Origin of the sequence: uncultured Streptomyces sp., assembly GCF_947488945.1 — a bacterium.
GTDB lineage: Bacteria > Actinomycetota > Actinomycetes > Streptomycetales > Streptomycetaceae > Streptomyces.
In genome coordinates, this window is record NZ_CANLBS010000027.1 from 55,882 (window position 1) to 78,528 (window position 22,647).

At 73.0% G+C, this 22,647-nt stretch carries 20 protein-coding genes and 7 tRNA genes; 11 read left to right on the top strand and 16 right to left on the bottom strand.

What is annotated here, in order from left to right:
- Nucleotides 1-34: 34 nt before the first annotated feature.
- Nucleotides 35-595 (bottom strand): HIT domain-containing protein, encoded by a 561-nt coding sequence (locus Q0994_RS30180; RefSeq protein ID WP_299541039.1) that lies wholly within the window; start codon nt 593-595, stop codon nt 35-37.
- A gap of 66 nt (nt 596-661) precedes the next feature.
- Between Q0994_RS30180 and Q0994_RS30185 the strand changes: the two genes are divergently transcribed.
- On the top strand, nt 662-1,336 hold the full coding sequence (locus Q0994_RS30185) for a potassium channel family protein (protein ID WP_299541042.1): 675 nt from the start codon (nt 662-664) through the stop codon (nt 1,334-1,336).
- A 36-nt stretch (nt 1,337-1,372) separates the two neighbouring features.
- Here Q0994_RS30185 and thrS read toward each other — a convergent pair whose 3' ends face one another.
- The 3 genes from thrS to Q0994_RS30200 form a co-directional block, all read right to left on the bottom strand.
- Nucleotides 1,373-3,349: a threonine--tRNA ligase gene (gene thrS / locus Q0994_RS30190; RefSeq protein WP_299541045.1), complete on the bottom strand. Its 1,977-nt coding sequence runs from the start codon at nt 3,347-3,349 to the stop codon at nt 1,373-1,375.
- Nucleotides 3,350-3,476: 127 nt separating this feature from the next.
- Nucleotides 3,477-4,727 (bottom strand): hypothetical protein, encoded by a 1,251-nt coding sequence (locus Q0994_RS30195; protein ID WP_299541048.1) that lies wholly within the window; start codon nt 4,725-4,727, stop codon nt 3,477-3,479.
- Entirely contained in the window at nt 4,727-5,320 is a 594-nt protein-coding gene (locus tag Q0994_RS30200) for a DUF4365 domain-containing protein (protein ID WP_299541051.1), read from the bottom strand. The genes Q0994_RS30195 and Q0994_RS30200 overlap by 1 nt, the downstream gene beginning before the upstream one ends.
- A gap of 204 nt (nt 5,321-5,524) precedes the next feature.
- Here Q0994_RS30200 and Q0994_RS30205 point away from each other — a divergent pair, with 204 nt between their 5' ends.
- Complete coding sequence (locus Q0994_RS30205) at nt 5,525-6,256, top strand: 3'-5' exonuclease (protein WP_299541053.1); 732 nt, start codon at nt 5,525-5,527, stop codon at nt 6,254-6,256.
- 70 nt (nt 6,257-6,326) lie between these two features.
- Here the strand turns inward: Q0994_RS30205 and Q0994_RS30210 are convergent.
- Nucleotides 6,327-6,398 (bottom strand) — tRNA-Val (locus tag Q0994_RS30210).
- A 39-nt stretch (nt 6,399-6,437) separates the two neighbouring features.
- Nucleotides 6,438-6,917 (bottom strand): SRPBCC family protein, encoded by a 480-nt coding sequence (locus tag Q0994_RS30215; protein ID WP_299541055.1) that lies wholly within the window; start codon nt 6,915-6,917, stop codon nt 6,438-6,440.
- 93 nt (nt 6,918-7,010) lie between these two features.
- Here Q0994_RS30215 and Q0994_RS30220 point away from each other — a divergent pair, with 93 nt between their 5' ends.
- Nucleotides 7,011-9,428, top strand: a complete 2,418-nt coding sequence (locus Q0994_RS30220; RefSeq protein ID WP_299541057.1) for an SCO7613 C-terminal domain-containing membrane protein — start codon at nt 7,011-7,013, stop codon at nt 9,426-9,428.
- A gap of 231 nt (nt 9,429-9,659) precedes the next feature.
- Here Q0994_RS30220 and Q0994_RS30225 read toward each other — a convergent pair.
- A tRNA-Val gene (locus Q0994_RS30225) sits at nt 9,660-9,731 on the bottom strand.
- Nucleotides 9,732-9,794: 63 nt separating this feature from the next.
- Nucleotides 9,795-10,250, bottom strand: a complete 456-nt coding sequence (locus Q0994_RS30230) for a TIGR02611 family protein (RefSeq protein WP_299541059.1) — start codon at nt 10,248-10,250, stop codon at nt 9,795-9,797.
- A gap of 189 nt (nt 10,251-10,439) precedes the next feature.
- On the opposite strand from Q0994_RS30230, the gene Q0994_RS30235 reads away from it, so the two are divergent.
- Together Q0994_RS30235 and Q0994_RS30240 are read left to right on the top strand one after the other, a co-directional pair.
- Entirely contained in the window at nt 10,440-10,853 is a 414-nt protein-coding gene (locus Q0994_RS30235) for an SsgA family sporulation/cell division regulator (protein WP_003987206.1), read from the top strand.
- A gap of 414 nt (nt 10,854-11,267) precedes the next feature.
- A complete protein-coding gene (locus tag Q0994_RS30240; protein ID WP_299541114.1) occupies nt 11,268-11,846 on the top strand; it encodes a CGNR zinc finger domain-containing protein in 579 nt (192 codons plus the stop codon).
- A gap of 194 nt (nt 11,847-12,040) precedes the next feature.
- Here Q0994_RS30240 and Q0994_RS30245 read toward each other — a convergent pair whose 3' ends face one another.
- From Q0994_RS30245 to Q0994_RS30265, 5 genes are all read right to left on the bottom strand, one after another.
- The gene (locus Q0994_RS30245) at nt 12,041-12,220 is read right to left on the bottom strand and encodes a sodium:neurotransmitter symporter (protein WP_299541117.1); all 180 of its coding nucleotides are present in this window, start codon (nt 12,218-12,220) and stop codon (nt 12,041-12,043) included.
- A gap of 54 nt (nt 12,221-12,274) precedes the next feature.
- A complete protein-coding gene (locus tag Q0994_RS30250) occupies nt 12,275-15,628 on the bottom strand; it encodes an RHS repeat-associated core domain-containing protein (protein WP_363325588.1) in 3,354 nt (1,117 codons plus the stop codon).
- A gap of 415 nt (nt 15,629-16,043) precedes the next feature.
- The gene (locus Q0994_RS30255; RefSeq protein WP_299541120.1) at nt 16,044-16,199 is read right to left on the bottom strand and encodes a hypothetical protein; all 156 of its coding nucleotides are present in this window, start codon (nt 16,197-16,199) and stop codon (nt 16,044-16,046) included.
- Nucleotides 16,200-16,458: 259 nt separating this feature from the next.
- Nucleotides 16,459-17,478, bottom strand: coding sequence for a LacI family DNA-binding transcriptional regulator (locus Q0994_RS30260; RefSeq protein WP_299541123.1), 1,020 nt, complete (start codon nt 17,476-17,478; stop codon nt 16,459-16,461).
- Nucleotides 17,479-17,875: 397 nt separating this feature from the next.
- A complete protein-coding gene (locus tag Q0994_RS30265) occupies nt 17,876-18,352 on the bottom strand; it encodes a hypothetical protein (protein WP_299541125.1) in 477 nt (158 codons plus the stop codon).
- A 248-nt stretch (nt 18,353-18,600) separates the two neighbouring features.
- On the opposite strand from Q0994_RS30265, the gene Q0994_RS30270 reads away from it, so the two are divergent.
- The gene (locus tag Q0994_RS30270) at nt 18,601-19,110 is read left to right on the top strand and encodes a DsbA family protein (protein WP_299541126.1); all 510 of its coding nucleotides are present in this window, start codon (nt 18,601-18,603) and stop codon (nt 19,108-19,110) included.
- Nucleotides 19,111-19,159: 49 nt separating this feature from the next.
- Here Q0994_RS30270 and Q0994_RS30275 read toward each other — a convergent pair whose 3' ends face one another.
- The 3 genes from Q0994_RS30275 to Q0994_RS30285 form a co-directional block, all read right to left on the bottom strand.
- Nucleotides 19,160-20,011, bottom strand: coding sequence for an N-acetyltransferase (locus tag Q0994_RS30275; protein WP_299541129.1), 852 nt, complete (start codon nt 20,009-20,011; stop codon nt 19,160-19,162).
- Between the two features lie 116 nt (nt 20,012-20,127).
- Complete coding sequence (locus tag Q0994_RS30280) at nt 20,128-20,949, bottom strand: aminotransferase class IV (RefSeq protein ID WP_299541131.1); 822 nt, start codon at nt 20,947-20,949, stop codon at nt 20,128-20,130.
- Complete coding sequence (locus tag Q0994_RS30285) at nt 20,946-22,022, bottom strand: chorismate-binding protein (RefSeq protein WP_299541133.1); 1,077 nt, start codon at nt 22,020-22,022, stop codon at nt 20,946-20,948. The genes Q0994_RS30280 and Q0994_RS30285 overlap by 4 nt, the downstream gene beginning before the upstream one ends.
- A gap of 167 nt (nt 22,023-22,189) precedes the next feature.
- On the opposite strand from Q0994_RS30285, the gene Q0994_RS30290 reads away from it, so the two are divergent.
- The 5 genes from Q0994_RS30290 to Q0994_RS30310 all read left to right on the top strand — a co-directional run bounded on the left by Q0994_RS30290 (nt 22,190) and on the right by Q0994_RS30310 (nt 22,647).
- A tRNA-Gly gene (locus tag Q0994_RS30290) sits at nt 22,190-22,262 on the top strand.
- Nucleotides 22,263-22,301: 39 nt separating this feature from the next.
- Nucleotides 22,302-22,375: transfer RNA gene (locus Q0994_RS30295), tRNA-Cys, on the top strand.
- 1 nt (nt 22,376) lies between these two features.
- Nucleotides 22,377-22,448: transfer RNA gene (locus tag Q0994_RS30300), tRNA-Val, on the top strand.
- A gap of 19 nt (nt 22,449-22,467) precedes the next feature.
- Nucleotides 22,468-22,539, top strand: a tRNA-Val gene (locus Q0994_RS30305).
- 37 nt (nt 22,540-22,576) lie between these two features.
- Nucleotides 22,577-22,647: transfer RNA gene (locus Q0994_RS30310), tRNA-Val, on the top strand.

The following is a 22,647-nucleotide window of genomic DNA, read 5'->3' on the forward strand; positions in this document are numbered from 1 at the left end:
CTCTCCGGTGCGCGCCCCGTGCGTGGTGCCCGCGTCAGCCCTGCGGCCAGGCCGCCGCCAGCATCGTCCGGGTGTCCCCGAGAAGCTGCGGCAGCACCTTGGTGTGCCCGACCACCGGCATGAAGTTGGTGTCCCCGCCCCAGCGCGGCACCACGTGCTGGTGCAGGTGGGCCGCGATCCCGGCGCCCGCCGCCTCGCCCTGGTTCATCCCGATGTTGAAGCCGTGCGCCCCGGAGGCAGCCCGCAGCGCGGCCATGGCCCGCTTGGTGAAGTCGGCCAGCTCGGCCGTCTCCGGCCCGTCCAGCTCGGTGTAGTCGGCCGCGTGCCGGTAGGGCACCACCATCAGGTGGCCGCCGTTGTACGGGTACAGGTTCAGCACCGCGTAGACGTGCTCGCCGCGCGCCACGACCAGGCCGTCCTCGTCCGATTTCGCCGGGATCGTACAGAACGGACAGCCGTCGCCCGCGGCCCCGCCGCTGGGCTTGTTCTCGCCCTGGATGTACGCCATACGGTGGGGCGTCCACAGGCGCTGGAACGCGTCGGGCGTCCCCACTCCGATCTGCTGCTCCGGCTCACTCGTCATGGCCGCCAGCATATTGCTTCGCCCCCGCCGCGCGTGTCGTCGGGGCCCCGGCGCCCGGCGCCCGGCGATGCTGACGCCATGAGCGACCACCCGCCGGCCCCCGTGCCGGCCCGCTTCCAGGAGTGGGAGCAGCGCACCGAGGTGCCGCTGTTCGCCGCGTCGCTGCTCTTCCTGCTCGGCTACGCGACCCGTGTGCTGACCCCGCACGACGCCGAGCCGTGGCACGGTCTCGCCCTGGCCCTGGTCGCCGCGACCTGGCTGCTCTTCGCCCTGGACTACGCGGTCCGGCTGCGCCTGAGCGGTCTCGGCCACCGCTTCGTCCGGGTCCACTGGCTGGACACGGTGGTCCTGGTACTGCCGCTGCTGCGCCCGCTGCGGCTGCTGAAGGTGTACACCGCCGTCCAAAAGCGCCGGGACCGGCCGAGGCTTAGCCTGTACGCGCGGGTGATGTCGTACGCCGGGGTGACGGCGCTGCTGCTGGGCTTCTCGGCGGCGCTGGCGGTGTACCACCAGGAGCGGGGGGCGCCGGGCGCCTCGATCCGCACCTTCGGCGACGCGGTGTGGTGGGCCTGCGAGACGCTGACGACCGTGGGGTACGGCGACGCGGTGCCGGTGACGCCGGCCGGGCGGGTCGTCGCGGCGTTCCTGATGGCCTGCGGGCTGGCGCTGCTGGGCGCGGTGACGGGCTCGTTCTCGTCCTGGCTGCTGCAGGTGTTCCGCCGGGAGGACGAGAAACCCCCGGAGAGCGGGTAGCTCTCCGGGGGTCGCGTCGGCCCGTGCGGGCCGGGATCACACCTGGACGCGGCGCTCCACCACGTCGACGAGCTTGGCGATCGCCTCGTCGCGGGCGATGCCGTTCTCCTGCGAGCCGTCGCGGTAGCGGAAGGAGACGGTGCCCGCGTTCATGTCGTCGTCACCGACGATGATCATGAACGGGACCTTGGCGCGCTGGTGGTTCCGGATCTTCTTCTGCATCCGGTCGGAGGAGGCGTCCACCTCGACCCGCAGCCCCTTCTTGCGCGCCTCGGCGGCGAACTCCTGGAGGTAGGGGATGTGGGTGTCGCCGATCGGGATGCCGACCGCCTGGACCGGGGCGAGCCAGACCGGGAACGCACCCGCGTAGTGCTCCAGCAGCACCGCGAAGAAGCGCTCGATGGAACCGAACAGGGCGCGGTGGATCATGACCGGGCGCTGCTTGGTGCCGTCGGGGCCGGTGTACTCCAGGTCGAAGCGCTCCGGCAGGTTGAAGTCGAGCTGCACGGTCGACATCTGCCAGGTCCGGCCGATGGCGTCCCGCGCCTGCACCGAGATCTTCGGGCCGTAGAACGCGGCGCCGCCCGGGTCCGGGACCAGCGGCAGCCCCTGCTTCTCGGCGACCTGACGCAGCGTCTCGGTGGCCTCGTCCCAGGTCTCGTCGGACCCGACGAACTTCTCCGGGTCCTTGGTGGAGAGCTCCAGGTAGAAGTCGTTCAGACCGTAGTCACGAAGGAGGTTGAGGACGAAGGTCAGGGTCCGGTCCAGCTCCTGCGCCATCTGCTCCTTGGTGCAGTAGATGTGCGCGTCGTCCTGGGTGAAGCCGCGCGAGCGGGTCAGACCGTGCACCACGCCCGACTTCTCGTACCGGTACACGGTGCCGAACTCGAAGAGGCGCAGGGGCAGTTCACGGTAGGACCGGCCGCGCGCGTCGAAGATCAGGTTGTGCATCGGGCAGTTCATCGGCTTGAGGTAGTAGTCCACCCCGTCGTCGAGCTGCATGGGCGGGTACATGCCGTCGGCGTACCAGTCCAGGTGGCCGGACTTCTCGAAGAGCTTGCCCTTGGTGGCGTGCGGGCTGTAGACGAACTCGTAGCCCTCCTCCTCGTGGCGGCGCCGCGAGTAGTCCTCCATGGCCCGGCGGATGACGCCGCCCTTGGGGTGGAAGACGGCGAGGCCGGGGCCGATCTCGTCGGGGAAGGAGAACAGGTCCAGCTCGTTGCCGAGGCGGCGGTGGTCGCGCTTGGCGGCCTCCTCCAGGAACTCCAGGTGCGCCTTCAGCTCGTCCTTGGTCGGCCACGCGGTGCCGTAGATGCGCTGGAGCATCGGGTTCTTCTCGCTGCCGCGCCAGTACGCCGCCGCGTTGCGCATCAGCTTGAACGCGGGGATGAACCGGGTGGTGGGCAGGTGCGGGCCCCGGCAGAGGTCCTTCCAGCACAGTTCGCCGGTCTTCGGGTCGAGGTTGTCGTAGATGGTCAGCTCGCCGCCGCCCACCTCGACGTCCGCGCCGTCGTCCGTGGAGGCGGAGCCCTTGATGCCGATGAGCTCCAGCTTGTACGGCTCGTCGGCGAGCTCCTCGCGGGCGGCCTCGTCGGTGACCACGCGGCGGGAGAACCTCTGGCCCCGCTTCTGGATCTCCTGCATCTTCTTCTCGATGGCCTTGAGGTCCTCGGGGGTGAACGGCTTCTCGACGTCGAAGTCGTAGTAGAAGCCGTCCTTGACCGGCGGACCGATGCCGAGCTTGGCCTCGGGGTGCAGCTCCTGCACGGCCTGCGCCATCACGTGCGCGGTGGAGTGGCGCAGGATGTTGAGGCCGTCCTCGGAGGAGATCTCCACGGCCTCGACGACGTCCCCGTCCCGCAGCCCGTAGGCGAGGTCCTTCAGCTCGCCCCCGACGCGCGCGGCGACGACGGTGCGCTGACCGGGGAAGAGCTCGGCGGCCGTCGTGCCCGTCGTCACCACATGCTCTTCCCGCTCGGAATCGCGTTGGATGATCACACGGACGTCTGACACCGGTCTCTCCTGACTCAAGGGGTGCGGCGCATTCCCATGGCGCGCGCAAGGGGAATGCTACCGAGCCGGAGGGGTCCGACGCGAAAGGGATCCCGGCGGCCCGTCCCCCGGCCGCCGCACCGGGGCCTTACGCCTCCTCCCCCGTGCACGCCTCCCCGAAGAAGTCGACGTTCTCCCGGAGCGACTTCGTCAGCCGGTCCCGCTCCGCTTCGTCCACCTGGACGGGGGCCACCTGCGAGGCGCCGGTGAGCCTGCGGAACCCGCCCCGGCTCTCCAGCATCCCCTCGACCCGCAGCGGCAGCCCGACCAGGTGCGCCTGCCCCGCGATCCGGTACGCCTCCTCGTCCAGTTCGATGCGTACGTGCGCGACCTCGGCGCCCGCGAGCACCCGCAGCCGCACGACGCCGGGACCGTGCGGCGCGGAACGGCGCAGCCGGACGACGGCGCCGGTGACGCGGACCCCCACGGACGGCTCCTCGCGGAGGTAGCGGCCGGCCGCCAGCCCGAGGGCCGGCAGGTCGCCCGGGGAGAACTCCACGGGCTCCGGCCGGGCCGGGCACCCCTCGGGCGGTCCCGCGGCGGGCGCCCAGTCGACGGCGATCCGGGCGCCCTCGGAGCCGCGGACCAGGGCGACGAGCGCCTCGGTCAGTTCCCGGCTGACGCCGGCCCGGACGGCGGTGTCGAAGGCCTCCGTGCCCCCGGTGGCGCGCTGGTAGTCGACGGCCTCGCGGGCGGCGTGCAGGGCCTCGTAGAGGGTGACGGCGACGGCCCGGCCGGAGGGGACCGGCAGGAACGCGGTCAGGCTGCGGCCGCCCGGCGCGGGTCCCACCAGGACGTCGTCGAGCGCGGCCCTGGCCCGGCGCCGGTGGCGCGCCCCGTGGTGGCCGACCTTGCCGCGCACGGCGAGCGAGCCGGCCAGCAGCATCCGCAGGGCGGCCGAGCGCAGCGCCTCGGAGCCGGCCCAGTCGGCGGCCCCGGCCGCCTCGGCGGCGCTCTCGGGCACCTCGCGCCGCCAGCGGATCTCGTCGCTGGGCTCGGTCAGCTGGACCAGGACGTCGCGGGCCGAGGGTTCGGGGCTGCGGGCGAGGGCGGTGAGCGCCTCGGCGAGCAGGTCCTCGCTGTCGGGGAAGGCCGCGGTGTCGGGCACCAGCAGGCTGGCGGGCCAGGCTCCCGGTCCGGGTGGTGTCCACCTGCCGTACCGCCCGGCCGGTCCGCCGCGCCGGTGCCAGCCGTGCCGGGCCAGCAGGGCGGCCAGCACCGCCGGGTCGACGGCGGCGGGGTCCGGGAACCCGTCCGGCCGCCGGGGAGCGGTCGCCGGTTCCGGGTGCCCGCGTCCGTCGGGGGCGCCGCCGCCCGCCGTCTCCGTCCACCGGTGCATCAGGGTCTCCCTCCGGCCCCGACGCGGGCCATGATGTCGCAGAGCGCGCGGTCGTCGAAGACGCGTGCCGTCGGAATACGCACGGTGGTCCGGTGACGGCCCGTCACCGGGTGTCCGGCCAGGTTGGTCCAGTACGCGCAGTGCCGCAGGGCGAGTTGGTCGTGCCCGGCGCGCAGCCAGTCGTCCGGGCTGCGCGGCACGATCATCACGACCAGGATCTTGTGCACGGACACGGGGGTCCGGGCGAGCTTGACCAGGTGCGCGTTGTCGAGGGTGAAGGAGAACGCCCCGCCCGCCGGGTGCGGAGGGAGCTGGTAGGTGCACTTGAGCTGCACCTTGATGGTGACCTCGTCGTCCACGGTGTGGGACGGGGCGCCGTGACTGACGTGCCAGTCGATGCCGTTGTCGGGAAAGGGCTGGGAGAGGGAACACCCCGCGGCGGCCGCGACCGCGTGGAGGTGACCCACCTGAAGGGTCTCCATGCAGGCGGTGGTGGCCAGCGAGCCGCGCAACGGGCCGGGCTGCGGCGGGATCGGGCCGCCGCGGCCCTCGGCGCGGGTGGGTCCCCCGGGATCGGGCTGCGCGAGCGCCATGGCTCCGTGTGCCTTCCGGGCGGTGCAGATTCGGTCGGTCGAGTGTCCGGGGACGGGCCGGGAGGTCAACGACCTTTCCCGACACCTGTGTTGTCACCGCAGGAGAGGGGTCGCAAACGGCGTATCCGGCAAACGGCGCGGGTATCACCGATATCGGGCAGAGGAAATCACGCCATCTGCCGTGCGCGCGCGAGGAGTTCCGGGATGACGCACTGGTTCGAAGGGCCACTGGCCGCATTTGACACCGAGACGACGGGCGTGGATGTCGAGGAGGACCGGATCGTGTCGGCCGCCCTCGTGGTCCAGGACTGCGCGGGCGGCCGTCCGCGCGTGACCCGCTGGCTGATCGACCCGGGAATTCCCGTGCCCGCCGCGGCGACGGCGGTACACGGGCTGACGGACGAGCACCTGCAGCGCAACGGCCGGTGGCCGGCGCCCGTGATGGCGGAGGTGGCCCGGTCGTTGGCGGAGCAGTGCGCCACCGGCCGGCCGCTGGTGGTGATGAACGCGCCGTTCGACCTGACCCTGCTGGACCGGGAGCTGAAGCGGCACCGGGCGTCGTCACTGGGGCAGTACCTGGAGCACGTGCCGCTGTGCGTGCTCGACCCGCGGGTGCTGGACAAGCACCTCGACCGCTACCGCAAGGGCCGCAGGACGCTGACCGACCTCTGCGACCTGTACGGCGTGGCCCTGGAGGGCGCGCACGACGCGTCGGCGGACGCGCTCGCGTCGCTGGAGCTGGTCCGGGCGGTGGGGCGGCGGTTCACGTCCCGGCTGGAGCGGCTGTCGCCCGCCGAACTGCACACCCTGCAGGCGGTGTGGCACGCGGCCCAGGCGCGCGGGCTGCAGACGTGGTTCGCGAAGAACGGCACGCCGGAGACGGTGGACACGGCGTGGCCGCTGCGTCCGCGCCCGGAGGTGGCGGCGGCGGCCTGAGGGCCGGCGCACGGTCCGGGACATGTGAAAGCCGGTCCGTCGGTGGTGCTGACGGACCGGCTTTCCCCGGTGGGCGATACTGGTTTCGAACCAGTGACCTCTTCGGTGTGAACGAAGCGCTCTCCCGCTGAGCTAATCGCCCGGGAACGGGTTGAACCATACAGGGCCGGACGGCCTCGGTTCAAACTCGCTGCGCGCCGCCGCCCGGCCGTCCCCCGCCGGCCTTCAGCAGGGCGACGAGTCCGCGCCGGCCGGAACGCATCATCAGGGCGTGGTTGGCGCGGAACAGCGGGCGTCCCGGCACCGCGAGGCGGCGCATCAGCGGCTTGCGGACCTCGACCCGCTGCTCGTACACGACCCGGCTGCCGCCCCCGTTCTCCCGCACGCTCCAGCGGGCCCGGCCGGCCAGGTCGCCGGTCATGGCCGCCTCGATGGTCCGGCGGGCGGGATCGGAGGAGACCGAGCGGAGGGTGACGAACAGGTCGTAGGGAAGGACCGAGCGGAAGCGCGCGGTGCCGGAGACGTCGTCGAGCGGGGTGACCTCGCGGACCTGCGGCCACCAGCGCGGGTACTCCTCGGGGCGGGCCAGCACGGCGTAGACGTCCTCGGGCGGCGCGGGCACGTCCCAGACGGTGGTGAAGCGGTAGTGGCACCAGTCCATGGGCCCATTCTGCGCGGGGGCGGGCGTACTCACTCCCGGCTCTGAGTATCCCGGCGCATGTACGGGCGGCTCCCGGACCCGCACACTCCCGGCATGGACCCCGTACCCACGCCCGCCGAGGAACTCCTCGCCGTCGACCGTGAACTGAGCCGACTGGACGCTCGCCGGGCGCAGTTGCTCGACCGCCGCGCCTGGCTGCTGCGCGCGCTGCAGCCGCCCGCCCCCTGGGGCGGCCCCCCGCAGGCGCAGCCGTGGGGGGCGTGGGGCGCGCCGCCGCCGGGCGTCGCGCGCGCGTCGGCGCGGCACGGGGCGCAGCATGTGCTGCTGACGCTGGGCGGGTTGCTGCTCGCGGTGGCCGCGATCGCGTTCACGCTCTTCAGCTGGGGTTCGCTCGGGATCGGCGGGCGGACGGCGGTGCTGGTGACGGTGACGGCCGGGGCGCTCGCGGCGCCCGCGCTGCTGCTGCGCCGGCGGCTGTCGGCGACGGCGGACGCGGTGGCGGCGCTGGCGATGCTGCTGACCCTGCTGGACGCGGTGGCCTGGTACGGGCTGACGGGCCCGGATCTGGGCGGGGCGGCGTACGCGGCGGTGGCGTTCGGGGTGCTGGCCGCGGCATGGACGGCGTACGGGCTGCTGGTGCGGGGGCTCTCCCTGCCGCTGCCGGCGGCGGTGCTGGCGGGGCAGTTGCCGCTGGTGCTGTGGGCGTGGGCGGCGGGCGCCGGGGCGCTCGGCCACGGATGGGCGCTGCTGGTGACGGCGGTGGCCGACGGGGCGGTCGCGCTGTGGGTGACGCGGCGCGGGGTGCGGGTGACGGCCGGGGTGTGCGCGGCGGTCACCGGGGCGTGGGCGTTGCTGGTGGCGCTGGTGGAGTCGGTGTGGCCGTCCGGGGTGGTCGGCGCGTTGGCACCGGGGGCGCTGCTGCTGGCGGGTGCGGCGGCGGCGCTGTACGCGGGGCGGCGGATGCCGGACCGGCTCGCGCCGGTGGCCGGGGCGGTGGCGGGGCTGGCCGCGGTGGCGGCGGTCGGCGGGCCGGTGCGGGCCGCGGCCGGGCCGGAGTGGGCGGTCGTCGGGTATCTGCTGTGCGGGGTGGCGCTGGTCGCGGTGGTGCGGGTCCCGCTGTCCGCCGCGGTGCGCACGGGGGTGCTGGTGGCGGCGGCCGCCGTGGCGGCCGGGTCGGTGCTGTGGACGCTGCCGTCGGTGGTGCTGGTGCTGGGCGGTCCGCTGTCGGGGTCCGGGGACGTGTGGGCGGGCGCGCCGGAGGGTTTCCGGGCGGCGCTGGACGCGCGGTGGCCGTGGGGCGCTCCCGCGCCGGTGGTGCTGCTGCTGACGGCCGTCGTCCTCGGGGCGGTGTACCGGCGGGGTGTGCCGGGGCGGCCGGCGGACGCCCGGCTGCGCACCGCGGCGGGCGCGGGGGCGCTCGGGTCCGGCTGGGCCGGGGTGCTGCTGGTGGTGGTGGCGCTGGACGTGCCGTACCCGGTGGCGCTGTTGGTGGAGGTGGCGCTGGTGGCCGGGCTGCTGGTGGTGGTCTCCGGCGCGGACCGGCCGGCCGCGGTGGTGCGGACGGCGCTGGGCTGCGCGGTCGTCGGCGGCGGGAGCCTGGTGGCGCTGTCGCTGGCGGCGGAGCCGGCGACGTACGCGGTGACGTTGGCGCTGTGCGCGCTGGCCGCGGGTGCGGCGGTCCGGGCACGGGCGGCCGCGGTGCGGGCGGTCACGGCGGGTGCGGCGGTGCTGGTGGCGGTCGTGCCGGCCTGCGCGCTCGGGCCGTCGCTCGGTCTGCCGGTGGCCGCGGGCGCCCTGCCGGTGCTGCTGGTGCCGGCTTCGACGGTGGCGCTCGGTGCGGTGCTGCGGCGTCGGCCGGTGGCGGTCGTGGTGGAGTCGGCGGGAGCGTTCGCGGCACTGGTGGCGGTGGCCGTCGCGGTGACGGACGCGGGGTACTGGGCGCTGGTGCTGGCGCTGTGCGGGGTGCTGGCCTCGGCGACGGCGGTGCGGCCGGAGCGCCGCCGGACGGCGGGCGCGGCGGCTGTGGCGCTGTTCGTGGCTGCGGCCTGGGTGCGGCTGGCCGCCTGGGAGGTGACCGCTCCGGAGGCCTACACGCTGCCGGTGACGTTGCCCGCGCTGGCGGTCGGCGTCCTGCGCCGCAGGCGCGACCCGGAGGCGTCGTCGTGGACGGCGTACGGGGCGGGGCTCGCGGTGACGCTGGTGCCGGGCGTGGTGGCGGTGTGGACGGATCCGGGGTGGCTGCGGCCGTTGCTGCTGGGGCTCGGTGCGCTGGCGCTGACGCTGGCGGGCGCGCGGTTCCGGCTGGCGGCCCCGTTGCTGCTGGGCGGCGGGGCGCTGGCGCTGGTGGGACTGCACGAGCTGACGCCGGTCGTGGCGCAGGTGGCGGGTGCGCTGCCGAGGTGGTTGCCACCCGCGCTGGCCGGGGTGCTGCTGCTGGTGGTCGGGGCGACGTACGAGCGGCGGATGCGGGACGCCCGGCGGCTGCGGGAGGCTCTGACGCGGCTGCGCTGAGCGCCTCGCCTCCCGTCGGTCCGGCCGCCGCGCGGCGCGCTTCACCGGCCGACGGGCGAAGCGGCGGGGGGACCGGGGGCGGAGCAGAACCGCGTGCGCCCCACACGGATGCGGGCGGAACGGCACACGGACCGTTCGAGGGCGCCGGACCCCGGGTACGCAGGGGGTCGGCGGCCCGGAAAACGCGGAAGGCCCGTGAGACCTTGCGGTCTCACGGGCCTTCCGTCCGGGTGGGCGATACTGGGTTCGAACCAGTGACCTCTTCGGTGTGAACGAAGCGCTCTCCCACTGAGCTAATCGCCCGGGCGCACCGCAAACATTACCGCATGTCAGCGGCGCTCCAGGACCACCCCGCACGCCCGGGGGTCACTGCGAGATCTTCCACGGCATGGCGAAGCCGAACTTCCAGACGTAGACACAGACCAGCGCCGCGATGATCACCAGGCCGGTCACGGTCAGGATGACGTTGCGCCGCCGCACCTTGGGGTCCATCGCCCGCTGGGCGGCCTCGGTGACCTTGCGCCGCGTCCAGCGCAGCACCAGCTGGGCCCAGACGAACTCGGTCGCCCAGATCGCCATACCGCCGAAGATCACCAGCCAGCCCGGTCCGGGCAGCGGAAGCATGAAGATCCCCGCGACCACCACGGCGAGGCCGACGACGAAGACGCCGACCTGCCAGCTCAGGTGGAGCGGACGGGAAGCCTTGACGAACGCGGGTGCCCGCGACCCCAGCTCGCGCTCCCCCTCAGGTGCCTCCGCCGCGACGGAGTGTGAGGAGAGCCGCGAGGCCACCTCGTCCCGTTCGTCACTCTGCGCGTTCATGAACCCAACTTACCCGAACGCGAGGCGTCACCGGATTGGGCGCATGACGCAAAGTTACTCTCCGCCGTACAGGCGACCCGAAGGATCACAAATGGGACAGAGGGGTTTACAACGGCACCGTAGGTGGCATGTCGATTTCGCCGACGTGCGAATCCCCGAGCGCACACTGAGCGAAAGGCCCTGGCGCTTATGAACACCACGGTCAGCTGCGAGCTGCACCTGCGCCTCGTTGTGTCGAGCGAGTCCTCACTGCCTGTACCCGCGGGCCTGCGGTATGACACGGCCGATCCCTATGCCGTGCACGCCACCTTCCACACCGGAGCGGAGGAGACGGTCGAGTGGGTTTTCGCCCGTGACCTCCTTGCCGAGGGGCTGCATAGGCCCACCGGCACCGGTGACGTCCGCGTCTGGCCATCCCGGAGTCACGGCCAAGGCGTCGTCTGCATCGCGTTGAGCTCCCCGGAGGGCGAAGCCCTGCTCGAAGCTCCGGCGCGGGCCCTGGAGTCGTTCCTGAAGAGGACCGACGCCGCGGTTCCGCCGGGCACCGAGCATCGTCACTTCGACCTCGACACGGAGCTCTCCCACATCCTGGCCGAGAACTGAGCCAGGCCGAGAGCTGCGGGACGCCGTCCGACTCGGGGAGACGGCGTCGCGCGGACAACCTCATACGGCACACACCGGCGCCGTCGTCGCGGAACCCACCGCGGCGACGGCGCCGGTGCGCGCGGATGGGGCGGGCCGACGGCCCTTCGCGAGGGCGGAGGCTGCCGGCGGGCGGGGGGAAAGGGTTCCGGGGTGGGCGCGCGGGGCCGGTCCGGCAGGGGGCCGCCGGGGCTGTCGGCGGTGGGGCCCCAGAGGTCGACGCGAACGCCCGCGCGCGGGCCGGGGCACCACGCACGTACCCGGGGACGCCCGCACAGGCGCTGGGGGACGCCCGCGTACGCACCGGGGCCGGGAGCCAGTAGAGTCAGCCCGCATCGGCGGGCGCGGCGCCCGCGGGAGGCCAGGGAGCGAAGCGTGCTGATCCCTCACGACACCCGGATCGCCCTCGACACGGTGGTCGATCTGGTGAACAGCGCACCGGAGAGCGAGCCGCAGGGCGCGGGCGGCGCCGACGGCCTCGCCGGTCTCATGGAACTGTACGACTTCGCGCAGAGCCACCGCATCAGCGGCGTGGGCCGGCTGGGCGAGAAGGATCTGCGGGCCGTGCGGGACGTACGGGCCAAGTTCGCCGAGGTCTTCGCCGCGCCGGACGCCCGGACGGCGGCTGACCTGGTCAACGGACTGGTGGCCGCCGCCGGAACCACCCCGCAGCTGACCGACCACGACGGCTACGACTGGCACGTGCACTACTTCGCGCCCGACGCGTCGATCGCCGACCACCTGGCGGCCGACTGCGGCATGGCTCTGGCGTTCATCCTCGTGACGGGCGAGCGGGAGCGGCTGCGGCGCTGCGAGGCGCCGGACTGCCGGCGCGCCTTCGTCGACCTGTCGCGCAACCGCTCGCGCCGCTACTGCTCCAGCCGTACCTGCGGGAACCGGCTGCACGTGGCCGCCTACCGGGCCCGGCGCCGCGAGGCCGGCGACGCCGGCTGAGGCACGGAGGCCGACGCGCCGGGGGCGGGACGTTGTCACGTCGGCCGTCGGCCCGATGGCCGTTCGCGGCTTCGCGTCGGGCTATCGACGACGGCTGAGGACGATCAGAACCGCCACGACGAACACGATCAGGACAAGGGCGATTCCCCAGGACGGCAGTCCGGCGGCGGACGGAGGCATGATCAGTGACACCGTCATCGCGCGAGTCCCTTGCGCAGGAACACGAGTCCGCCGACGGCCAGAAAGGCTCCGATGATGATCGGAAGTACTGCCCGGGCTTCTCCGTCACCCGCGTCCGTCACGCCGAAGTAAAGCAAGGCGGCGCCGCAGAGGAGCGCTACGAGCGCGAATACGATCAATGCGGTGGTGCGCATGGACTCTCCTGGCCTCCGGGGGGCGGGACCCGTGTCCCGCCCCCGATTTTCTGATCAGCTGTATGCGGCGGTCGTCGCGCCGGCCACCCCTGCGGCCACGACAGAACACCCGGTGAAGCCGGCACCGACCGAGAGGCCGAGCGTGGCGAAGGACCCGGCTGCGGCACCGGCCAGGCAGAGCGACTCGAAGCCGATTCCGGCCAGGATTCCCACCTTGGTGGCGTTCGCGCCCTCGGTGTCGCCGGTCAACGTGTCGTAAGTGAGACTCGCCCAGTCTCCGACACCTGTGACATCGCCGAAGCTGAGCAACCCCGACGGGTCGGTGCGGTTGACGGGGTCGCCTTCGGCGTAGAGGTAGGCGTTCTTCTCCTGGCCGGAGGGGTCGGGCTGGGTGAAGCGGCCGAGGGCGGGGTCGTAGTAGCGGGCGCCCATCTTGTAGAGGCCGGTCGGGTCGCTGTAGGCGCCGGCGAAGCGGTAGGGCTGGGGCACCGTCTCGGTGGGGGTGGTGCGGGCGGTGCCGGTGGGGGTGTAGGCGTAGGTGTGGGTGCGGGTGCCTGCCTGGTCGACGGCGCCGAGGACGTTGCCGGTGGCGTCGGTGAGGTAGTAGTAGCTCTTCCCGCTCCTCGTCATGGAGTTGAGGGTGCCCGCCGGCTCCCGGACGAATCCCGTGTCCGTCGAACCTGTGGTGGTGGAGGCGAGGCCGAGCTGGGTCTGGTGGAACCAGGTGTCACCGAGCTTGGTGCGCTCGTCGTTGGTGGTTCCGGCGTGCTTGGCCTGGCTGGTGGTGCCGCCCGTGGTGATGCTCGTGAGCTGGCTGTAGTCCGACCACGATTCGCCGGTGCGCGCGGCCCCGCCGGCCGGGGCGGCGGAGGTCTCGTTGCCGAGCTTGTCGTAGGACCAGCCGGTGGTGGAGCCGTTCCTGGAGATCAGCTCGGAGGCGTCGTCGTAGGCGTAGGTGAGGGTGGTGGGGCAGGTGGCGGCGGTGGTGTCCTGGTGGGTGAGGTTGCCGGCCTTGTCGAAGCAGTAGAGCCAGGACGCGGTGCGGGTGCCGGAGGAGTTGGTCTCCTTGGCGTAGGACAGGCGTCCGGCGCTGTCGTAGGTGTAGGCGGTCTTCAGGTCGGTGGCGTGGTCGGTGCGGCTGTAGATCCTGGTGCCGGGGTCGCCGGACGTCTGGGTGTAGGTGTAGGTCAGATCGACGAGGGTGCTGGTGCCGTTGGTGGTCCTGACTGCGGAGGGTTTGCCGTCCTCGTCGAGGGTGACCTCCTGCACCGTGCCGCCGGGGTAATAGGTGTGGGTGCGCTTGTCGTTGTCGTTGTACTCGTACGTGGTGGTGCGGCCCGCGGGGTCCTTCAGGGAAGCGAGGCGGCCCGCTGCGTCCCAGGTGTAGTCGGTGACGCCCATCGGGTCGGTGTAGGTGTCGAGGTCACCGGCCGCCGTGTAGGCGAGGGTCGTTTCGGACTCGTCCTGAAGGGAGCGGAAGTACTCGCGGGAGAGGGTGTCGTAGGCGTAGTCGGTCTCGCCGGTGGCGTCCTTGCGCCAGATCTGGTTGCCGTCGTCGTCGTAGCGGTACTCGACGGTGGCGTTGGTGGAGGAGACCATGGTGACGCGGTCGCGGTCGTCGTAGACGTAGACGGTCTGGATGCCGCGTCCGTCCTTGACGATCTCGGGCCGGCCTTCGTAGTCGTAGCTGATCGTGGTCTCGCCCAGCGGGGCGGGCGGGGTGATCGTCTTGAGGTTGCCCTCGGCGTCGTAGGTGAACGACGTCTTCTTGCCGCGGGCGTCGGTGACCGAGCACTTCTGGCCCTTGAACCCGCCGCACGTGGGGGTGGCCGGGTTGTAGTCGGCGGTCGTCGTTCCGCCGCCGGTTCCGGTGACGGCGACGGACGTGGTGTTGCCGACGGCGTCGTAGCCGTAGTCGGTCTTGTTGTTGTCCGTGCCGGTCAGGGTCCCGGGCACGTCCATGCCCGCCTTGGTCAGCCAGCCGGTCATCTGCGCGGTGGCGCCGCTGGGCAGGGCGGCCGACGTGGGGTTGTTGCGGGAGTCCCACCCGTACGTGGTGGTGTTGCCGGGGGTGGAGCCCGCGCCGAGGGCGTCGACGGCCGTGGAGGCCATGTGCGCCAGGTAGGTCGTGGAGCGGGAGTGGGTGAGAGGGTCGGTGACCTTGGTGACCTCGCCGTCCGCGTTGTGGACGTACTTCGTGGAGTCGCCCTCGGGGTCGGTGACCGTCGTCGTCCCGGCCGCCGTCGCCGTCGAGGCGGAGTACGCGTACGTCCACGCCGGCCCGGTGGTACCGCCCGGGGTGGAGGCCCGGAGCATGGAGGTGACCCGGTTCTGGGTGTCGTAGCCGAAGCGGGTGACCCGGTTCTTCGGTGTCGTGACCGAGACGACGCGTCCGGAAGCGTCGTAACCGAACGTGGTGGTCGCCATGTTGGTGTCGGTGACCTTCGCGACCCGGTCCTGGTCGTCGAGGAGGTAGGAGACCTGCCGGCCGGTGTGGTCGGTGGCGTGCCACCAGCCGCCGCCGTCGTTGGTGACGTCCACCCACCGCCCGGACCGGGTTTCGGTGAGCTTGAAACCGGCGCCCGCACCGTGCGACGTGACGGTGATGACCCCGCCGTTCCGGTCGGTGACCTTCGACAGGGCGCCGGAGGAGGTGTAGGTGTCCTTCGTGCCGGACTTGCGGTCGGTCAGGGTGTAGGTGCCGTCACTGTTCTTCACCAGGTCCCGGGAGTACCCGGCGGGGGTGGTGAACGTGCCGTCGCTCTTCTTCGCGAAGGACACGGTGGCACCGCTGGAGTCGTACCAGAGGACCTCGGTCGTCGACGACGTCTCCATGCGGCGTTCGTAGGTGAACCAGGAGCGCTGCGCCATCGCTCCGGCCGGCGCGTCCAGGGAGTTGTACGTGCGGGCCAGTTGGAGGCTCTGTCCGACCCCGGCGATGTCGAAGTCGGTGCCCGCGAGCATCAGGTTGCCCGTCGAGTAGTCCACCCGCGCCACCAACGCGTCGGTGAGCCGCGTGTCGGCCATCCGGTGCCAGGGGACGTCCCCCTGCCCCTGCGGAACGCCGGCCAGCAGCGCGGCCGTCGCGGCGCCGGTCCCCGGATCGGCCGATGCGGACGGGGCGGACGGCGCGGCCTTGTTCTGCTTCCGGGCCAGGGCCGCCGCCCCGGCCGCGTCGCGCGCCCGGTCGGTGCGGTCCCGTTCCGCCTCCAGCCACGCCGCCCGCTCCCCCGAAGCCGGCGCGGCGGGTGCGGAGGCCGGTGCACGGTTCACACCGACCTGCACCTGCGGCTTCTCCAGCTTCTGTTCCTTGTTCCCCCAGACCGACGCCGGGGGCGCCGGTTGCTCGTCGGCCACGGCCGGCAGCGCCGCGACACCGAGCGCCAGTACCACCGTCGCCGCGGTCAAGGTGTGTCTTGCGGTCGTGCGGGCACGCCCAGAGGGCATGCCGAAGGCATGAATGGACAACAACTTCCCCCCACAGGAAGACGATCCCGGCAGCCCCAGCGGTCACCGAGCGCCCACAACTTCACACAGGTCCCACACAGAATGGCGGTCGCTTCCCCCGATTTTCTTCTGCACGCGGCCCGGAATCAGTCCGTCCCCTTCGCCTCCGCATGCCTACGCAGTCAGACCGAAGGAGCCTCGAAGGTCATTTTCGGGGGCGAAACGGTCGAGAACATGTGGCCGAAACATGCCCGTGTAACTAGCACCTTTTAGCGCGCGCAGATCTTCGCCCCCTCGATGCCCGGGGCCGGACCCGGGCTCCCCCGAGCGCGCGGGGAGGACCGCGCGACGGGCGCGGGCTCTCGGGGTGCGCCGGTCACAGCAGGAAGAGATCGTGCAGCGCTGCCATCAGCAGCAGCCCTCCGACCACCGTCAGGAAGATCATCAGAGGCGGCTGGGAGAGCGCGAAGAGGCAGCCGCGCGGCTCTTCGGCAGGGGGTGCGGGGGCCTGGCCCCGGGACGTGTCCACCATTTCCCGGTGATCATGACGCAGAACAGCGGTCCCGTTCCACCAACACCACCTTGATGGGCGGGAGTTCACCTCCCGGGGCGGTCAGAATTCGCTCGGTGGTCCGATCGCGCACCGTACGTTCGCACGCGCCGCCCCGCCTCGGCGCGTCCCGGCCTCCCCGGCCCGCCCTTCCCGATCCCGGCCCTCCCCCGGACCCGGCCTTCACGGCACCGCGGCGGCGCCGGCGGCCCGGCCGGGCGGACCGAGCCCTGGCGGGGGGTCAGCGGGGGGACGCGCTGGAGGCGCGGACGACCAGTTCGGGCTGGAGCACCACGCTGCGGTGGCGGTGGACGCCCCGCTCGTCGTCCGCCTCCTCCAGCAGCAGCTCCGCAGCCATCCGCCCCATGGTGACCGCGGGCTGCCGGACCGAGGTGAGCGGTACGGCGGCGGCCGCGGCGAACTCGATGTCGTCGTAGCCGACGAGGGCGACGTCCTGCGGTACCCGCACGCCGGCGGCGTAAAGCGCCTGGAGAACGCCGAGGGCGAGCAGGTCGTTGGCGCAGAAGACGGCGGTGGGGCGCGGCACGAGGCCCAGCAGCCGGGCCCCGGCGTCCCGGCCCGCGGCCACGTCGAGGCGCTCGGAGGGGATCTCCACCAAGGCCTCGGGCGGCAGTCCTGCCTCGGCGAGGGCGGCCAGCGCACCCTGCCTCCGGTCCCTGATCTGGTGGAGGTCGCCCGGCCCGCTGACGTAGGCGACGGTGCGGTGTCCGGCCCGGACCAGGTGAGCGACGGCGAGGGCTCCGCCGCGCACGTCGTCGACCGAGACCGCGCAGGAGTCCGGGCCGGACGCCACCCGGTCGACCAGGACGAACGGGATGCGGTGGCGGCCGAACGCCTTCAGGTTCCGTCCGCTGGCGTCGGCGGGCGTCACCAGCACGCCGCAGACGCGCTGCTCGGCGAAGAGACCGAGGTACTCCGCCTCCTCCGCCGCGCTCTGGTCGCTGTTGCAGACCATGACGCCGAGACCGGCCTTCCGGGCCGCGCGTTCCGCGCCGCGGGCCACGTCCACGAAGAACGGGTTGCCCATGTCGAGGACGAGCAGGGCCATGATCCGGCTCCGCCCGGCCCGGAGCTGCCGGGCGGACTCACTGCGGACGTACCCGAGCTCGTCGATCGCCGCGAGCACGCGGGCCCGCGTCTCCGGAAGAACCGCATCCGGCCGGTTGATCACGTTGGACACCGTGCCGACGGACACGCCCGCCTGCCGGGCCACGTCCTTGATCCCTGCCACACGCCCCACTTGCCCTGCCCCACTGACGCATCCGGCCGCCGCGTAGGGCGGCGGCGGACTCCATCGTACGGACGACCGCGCGGAAGACCCCGTACGGGCCGGTCCCGGTGCGCGCGTCCGCGTCGCCCACCGCCGTCGCCGGTCGGCCCGTTCCGGTGCGGCGGAGAGAATGAATTGATTCAAACCGTGCGGGGACGGTAATGCCGACGCTCGGCAGCGGTCAAGGCCTGGTGTCACCCGCATGCACCCACCCTCCCGCCAACGGAACCGCCTGAGGGCGGGATAACCCGCATGAATCGATTCATGCGGGCTGCGACGCGTACGGGGCATCGGAACCCACGGGCCGTGCCGCCGTCGCCCCGGGCCCGCCCCCATGGCGGATGCGCGGCCCGAGGGAGTGCCGGCGTCAGATGCCGTGCTTCTTGAGGATCGCCTCGATGTCGCTGAAGTCGTCCGACGGGTCGGCGGCGCTCTTCCCGGTCCGCCGCCCGCCGGCGGCGGGCCGGGTGCGGGGCTCCGCTCCGGCGGCGGGGGCCGCCCCGCCCAGGGACGGGGAGGAGGCGCCGGGCGCCACCGGGCTGCCCGCCTCCGCGGCGCGGGCCGCCTTGCGTTCCTTACGGGTGGTCCCGCGGCGGCGCTCCACGGCGCGGGTCGCCATGAAGAGGAGCCAGGCCACGGCGAGAAGGCCGAAGCCGAGCCAGACGCTCGGCTTGAAGGCGATGCCGGCGACCCACTCGACCACGCCGGTCAGCACCAGTCCGATCGGGACCAGGGAGTACGCGGCGACGCGCGTCGCGGTGAGGAACCGCTTGCGGTACGCCGTCACGGCGGCGATGCCCAGGCCCGCCGCCGACACGGCGGAGCAGATGGTCTCGGCAAGCATCGCAGCCTCCAACGGCCGGGGAAATGTCCCCTCCATCGTGCACCGGCCGACCCCTTCGGGGCCACGTCTCCGGGCCGCATCAGGGAGATCTCAGGGGCGGCCCTCATCCCCGGGAGCGATCACGCGGGGCGCGCCCGGGTCCTGTCGCACCGCCCTGCGGGGCGACCCCGGCGGGCGGCCCCGGCGGGTGGCGCAGGCGGATCGGCCCCGCGGGCACGGGTGCCGTCCGGCCTGGAAGACTGGAGTCCATGAGCGAAACCACCCCCGCGGCCCCGGTCCTCGTCGACTTCTGGTGCGAACTCGAATGTCCCGACTGCCGGCGGGCCCTGTCCGACCTGCACGCCCTGCGCGCCGCGTACGGCGAGCGCGTCGAGATCCGGCTGCGCCATTTCCCGCTGGACAAGCACAAGCACGCGTACGCCGCCGCCCAGGCCGCCGAGGAGGCCGCCGCGCAGGGCGCGGACTGGCCGTACATCGAGGCGGTACTGGGGCGCACGGACGAGCTGAACCGGAGCGGTGAGCCGCTGCTGATCGAGGTGGCCCGCGAACTCGGCCTGGACGCCGAGGAGTTCGACACGGCCCTGATCGACGGCCGGCACCTGCTGATCGTGGACGCCGACCAGGCCGAGGGCAAGGCCATCGGCGTGACCGGGACGCCCACGTACGTCGTCGGCGACGAGCGGTTCGACGGCGGAAAGAGCCAGGAAGGGCTGCGCGAACGCGTCGCGGCGGCCATCGAGGCGCGGCTGGCCGGCTGACGGCTCCGCTCCGCTCCGCGCCCCTTGCGGGCCACGGGCCCCGGGGCCGCTACAGATCCTTGACCAGGTGGTGGCTGTGGGGGAGGTAGCCGAGCGACTCGTAGAGCCGCCGCGCCGTGGTGTTGGTGGTGAAGACGTGCAGGCCCATGCGCTCCAGCCCGTCGAGGCGGCCCAGGTTCTCGGCCAGCAGCATCAGTGCCCGGCCGTGGCCCCGGCCGCGGTGCCGCTCGGCCACCTCGACGTAGTACACGTACCCGGACGGCAGGCCGTCGTCCTGGTCGCGGCGGGCGACCCAGACGTGGCCGAGGACTTCCTCGCCGCCGTCCGGGCCGGGGGCGACGAGCTGGTGGATGTGGGCGCCCTCGGTCGTCGGTCCCTGGGGCAGCAGGGCGTCGTGGGTCTTCTCCGACTTCTGCCGGGCCTGGTCGGCGGGGACGCCCCGGTCGATCCACTCCTGGGCGTACTCCTGCCGACGGCCGGCCAGCCAGGGCACGAACTCGTCCTCCGTCATCGGCCGCCCGGTCACTCCGGCCGGGAGTTCCGCGTCGCGCGGGCCGGTCTCCTTGACCAGGGTGCGGCCGCGTTCGGTGAAGCCGAGCATCGCGGCCAGCCCCCGCCCGGCGGCCGATCCGGCCGGGACCTCTGCGCGGACGGAGGTGCACCCCCAGCCGCGCAGCACCTCCTCGGCGGCCAGGGCCGCGATGGCGCCGCGCCCGCGCCGGCGCCGGTCCTCCTCGATCCGCAGCGAGTGGATCACGCCGGTACGGGCGCCGAAGTCCGCGTCGGTGCCGACGACGACGGCGCCGACGGGACGTCCGTTGTCGCACACCTCGTACGCGCGGATCCTCGCGCCGTCGGCGCCTTCTTCGATCGGCCCGGTCGGCCGCAGGGTGGTGGTCATCAGAGGTGTTCTATCCCGGCGGGCCACCGGCCGTCATCTCCCTTTCCGCACCGGAGCACATCGCACCGGAGCGGAGGGGACGGCCGAGGGGCGCCGTACGGGGGCCGGTCCGGCCGTCACGGGTCGAGGTCGTCGCCCGATCTCTCGTCGAAGGTGCGCATGGCCTTGGCGGTCACCGGCCCCGGCGCGTCCGGCAGCTCGCGGCCGTCGGCCCGGTGCACGGCCTGCACGTCGCGGAGCGTCGAGGTCAGGAAGATCTCGTCGGCGCGCTCCAGGACGTCGAACGGAAGGTCGCTCTCGACCGCGCCGGTCCATTCGACGGCCAGCGCGCGGGTGATGCCGGCGAGGCAGCCGGAGGCGACCGGCGGGGTGTGGATCTCCCCGTCGAGGACGACGAAGACGTTCGAGCCGGTGCCCTCGCAGAGCTGCCCGACCGTGTTGGCGAAGAGCGCCTCGGAGGCGCCCCGCTCGCGGGCGCGGGCGAGGGCGACGACGTTCTCCGCGTACGAGGTGGTCTTGAGCCCGGCCAGCGCGCCGCGCTCGTTGCGCGTCCACGGGACGGTGATCACGGCGGTGGTGTCAGGGCGGCGGGAGGTCCCACCGAGCGCGACGACCAGTCCGGGACCGTCTTCGCCCCGGTCGGAGCCGAGCGGCGAGACGCCCCCGGTGTAGGTGATCCGCAGCCGGGCCAGCTCCGCCGGGTTGGCCGCGACGACGGCGCCGATCGCGCGGCGCACCTCGTCCAGGTCCGGGTCGGGCAGACCGAGGCCGCGCGCCGACCGGGTGAGCCGGTCCAGGTGGCGGGTGAGGGCGAAGGGGCGGCCCGCCGCGACCTTGACGGTCTCGAAGACGCCGTCCCCCACGGTCAGCCCGTGGTCGAGCACCGACACCCGGGCGTCCTCGGCTTCGCTCAGCCCGCCGTTGACCCAGATCTTCATGGACCGGTCCTTCCTGTCTGCCCGTGCCCGGCCGGCACGGCCTCCTCGTACCGCCCCGACGCTACAGCGAGCAGCCGGGCGGCCTTCAGCTCGGTCTCCTCCCACTCGCGCACCGGGTCCGAGCCCCAGGTGATGCCGGCCCCTGTGCCGAAGCACAGGCGCGGGGACGGACCGGCGCGGTCGATCCAGAAGGTGCGTATGCCGACGGCGAGGGAGGCGGTCGAGCGGTCGGCGTCGACCCAGCCGACGGCGCCGCAGTACGGGCCGCGCGGGGCGGTCTCCAGTGCCTCGATGATGCGCAGGGCGCTGGACTTGGGGGCACCGGTGACCGAGCCGGGCGGAAAGGCGGCGGCGAAGACCTCCGGCCAGCCGGCGCCGTCGGCGAGCCGGCCGCGCACGGTGGAGACGAGGTGGACGAGGCCGGGGTGCTTCTCCACCTGGCACAGTTCGGGCACGGTCACGCTGCCGGTGGCGCACACGCGGCCGAGGTCGTTGCGGACCAGATCCACGATCATCACGTTCTCGGCGTGGTCCTTCTCCAGCAGGTCGGCCTCGGTCCTGCCGGTGCCCTTGATGGGCCCGGACAGCAGGGTCCGCCCGTCGCGCTCCAGGAAGAGTTCCGGGGAGGCGGTGGCGACCTCCACCCCGTGGCCGGGCAGCCGAATCGTTCCGCCGTAGGGGGCGGGGTTGCCGACCGCCAGCAGCGCGGCGAGCGCGTCCACGTCGGCCTCGGGGTCGGGCAGCGGCGCGGACAGGACCCGGCAGAGGTTGGCCTGGTAGACCTCCCCGGCGGCGATGTGGGCGCGGATCCGGCGTACACCCTCCAGGTAGGCGGACCGGTCCAGGGAGGAGGTCCACTCCCCCGGGTCCGGCCCGCGCCAGGCTCCGGGCACGGGAGCGGGCACCCGCTCGGTACGTACGCGGGAGAAGCGGGCGCAGACGGGACGCCCTTCGAAATCGGCGCAGACGGCCCAGAAGCCGGAGGAGTCGAGCGCGGAGAGATCGCTCGTCACGTCCCTCAGGCCGGAGGCGACACGGCCGCCGAAGCGGGCCAGGGGAGGGAGGTCGGACACCCTGCCGAGTCTAGGGCGGCACGCGGTGACCTGCGCCGGGCCGGGTCCGCGCCCCCGGGTCCGGGGGTGCACCGCAGCACGCTGCGCAAACGCGTTTTTGTACTGGCCCGGGAATCCGCTAGAGTTCAACACGTCGCCGGGACGCGCAAGCGCACCGGGAAAGACAAGCGGACGTAGCTCAGTTGGTAGAGCGCAACCTTGCCAAGGTTGAGGTCGCCAGTTCGAACCTGGTCGTCCGCTCGCAGGAAACGGGGGATCTTCCCGAACCCCCGGACTCCGGGTGGAGTGGCCGAGAGGCGAGGCAACGGCCTGCAAAGCCGTCTACACGGGTTCAAATCCCGTCTCCACCTCCAAGGACGATTAGCTCAGCGGGAGAGCGCTTCCCTGACACGGAAGAGGTCACTGGTTCAATCCCAGTATCGTCCACCGGCCCGCAAGGGTCCCCGCGCGATTAGCTCAGCGGGAGAGCGCTTCCCTGACACGGAAGAGGTCACTGGTTCAATCCCAGTATCGCGCACGCAGTACGAACCGACGCAGCACCACCGCATGTCCCCGCGCGATTAGCTCAGCGGGAGAGCGCTTCCCTGACACGGAAGAGGTCACTGGTTCAATCCCAGTATCGCGC

Bases quoted from the DNA above. Each gene is read 5' to 3' on its own strand.
- Q0994_RS30180 (WP_299541039.1), bottom strand. From the start codon at position 595: ATGCTGGCGGCCATGACGAGTGAGCCGGAGCAGCAGATCGGAGTGGGG.
- Q0994_RS30185 (WP_299541042.1), top strand. From the start codon at position 662: ATGAGCGACCACCCGCCGGCCCCCGTGCCGGCCCGCTTCCAGGAGTGG.
- Q0994_RS30195 (WP_299541048.1), bottom strand. From the start codon at position 4,727: ATGCACCGGTGGACGGAGACGGCGGGCGGCGGCGCCCCCGACGGACGC.
- Q0994_RS30200 (WP_299541051.1), bottom strand. From the start codon at position 5,320: ATGGCGCTCGCGCAGCCCGATCCCGGGGGACCCACCCGCGCCGAGGGC.
- Q0994_RS30205 (WP_299541053.1), top strand. From the start codon at position 5,525: ATGACGCACTGGTTCGAAGGGCCACTGGCCGCATTTGACACCGAGACG.
- Q0994_RS30215 (WP_299541055.1), bottom strand. From the start codon at position 6,917: ATGGACTGGTGCCACTACCGCTTCACCACCGTCTGGGACGTGCCCGCG.
- Q0994_RS30220 (WP_299541057.1), top strand. From the start codon at position 7,011: ATGGACCCCGTACCCACGCCCGCCGAGGAACTCCTCGCCGTCGACCGT.
- Q0994_RS30230 (WP_299541059.1), bottom strand. From the start codon at position 10,250: ATGAACGCGCAGAGTGACGAACGGGACGAGGTGGCCTCGCGGCTCTCC.
- Q0994_RS30235 (WP_003987206.1), top strand. From the start codon at position 10,440: ATGAACACCACGGTCAGCTGCGAGCTGCACCTGCGCCTCGTTGTGTCG.
- Q0994_RS30245 (WP_299541117.1), bottom strand. From the start codon at position 12,220: ATGCGCACCACCGCATTGATCGTATTCGCGCTCGTAGCGCTCCTCTGC.
- Q0994_RS30255 (WP_299541120.1), bottom strand. From the start codon at position 16,199: ATGGTGGACACGTCCCGGGGCCAGGCCCCCGCACCCCCTGCCGAAGAG.
- Q0994_RS30265 (WP_299541125.1), bottom strand. From the start codon at position 18,352: ATGCTTGCCGAGACCATCTGCTCCGCCGTGTCGGCGGCGGGCCTGGGC.
- Q0994_RS30270 (WP_299541126.1), top strand. From the start codon at position 18,601: ATGAGCGAAACCACCCCCGCGGCCCCGGTCCTCGTCGACTTCTGGTGC.
- Q0994_RS30275 (WP_299541129.1), bottom strand. From the start codon at position 20,011: ATGACCACCACCCTGCGGCCGACCGGGCCGATCGAAGAAGGCGCCGAC.
- Q0994_RS30280 (WP_299541131.1), bottom strand. From the start codon at position 20,949: ATGAAGATCTGGGTCAACGGCGGGCTGAGCGAAGCCGAGGACGCCCGG.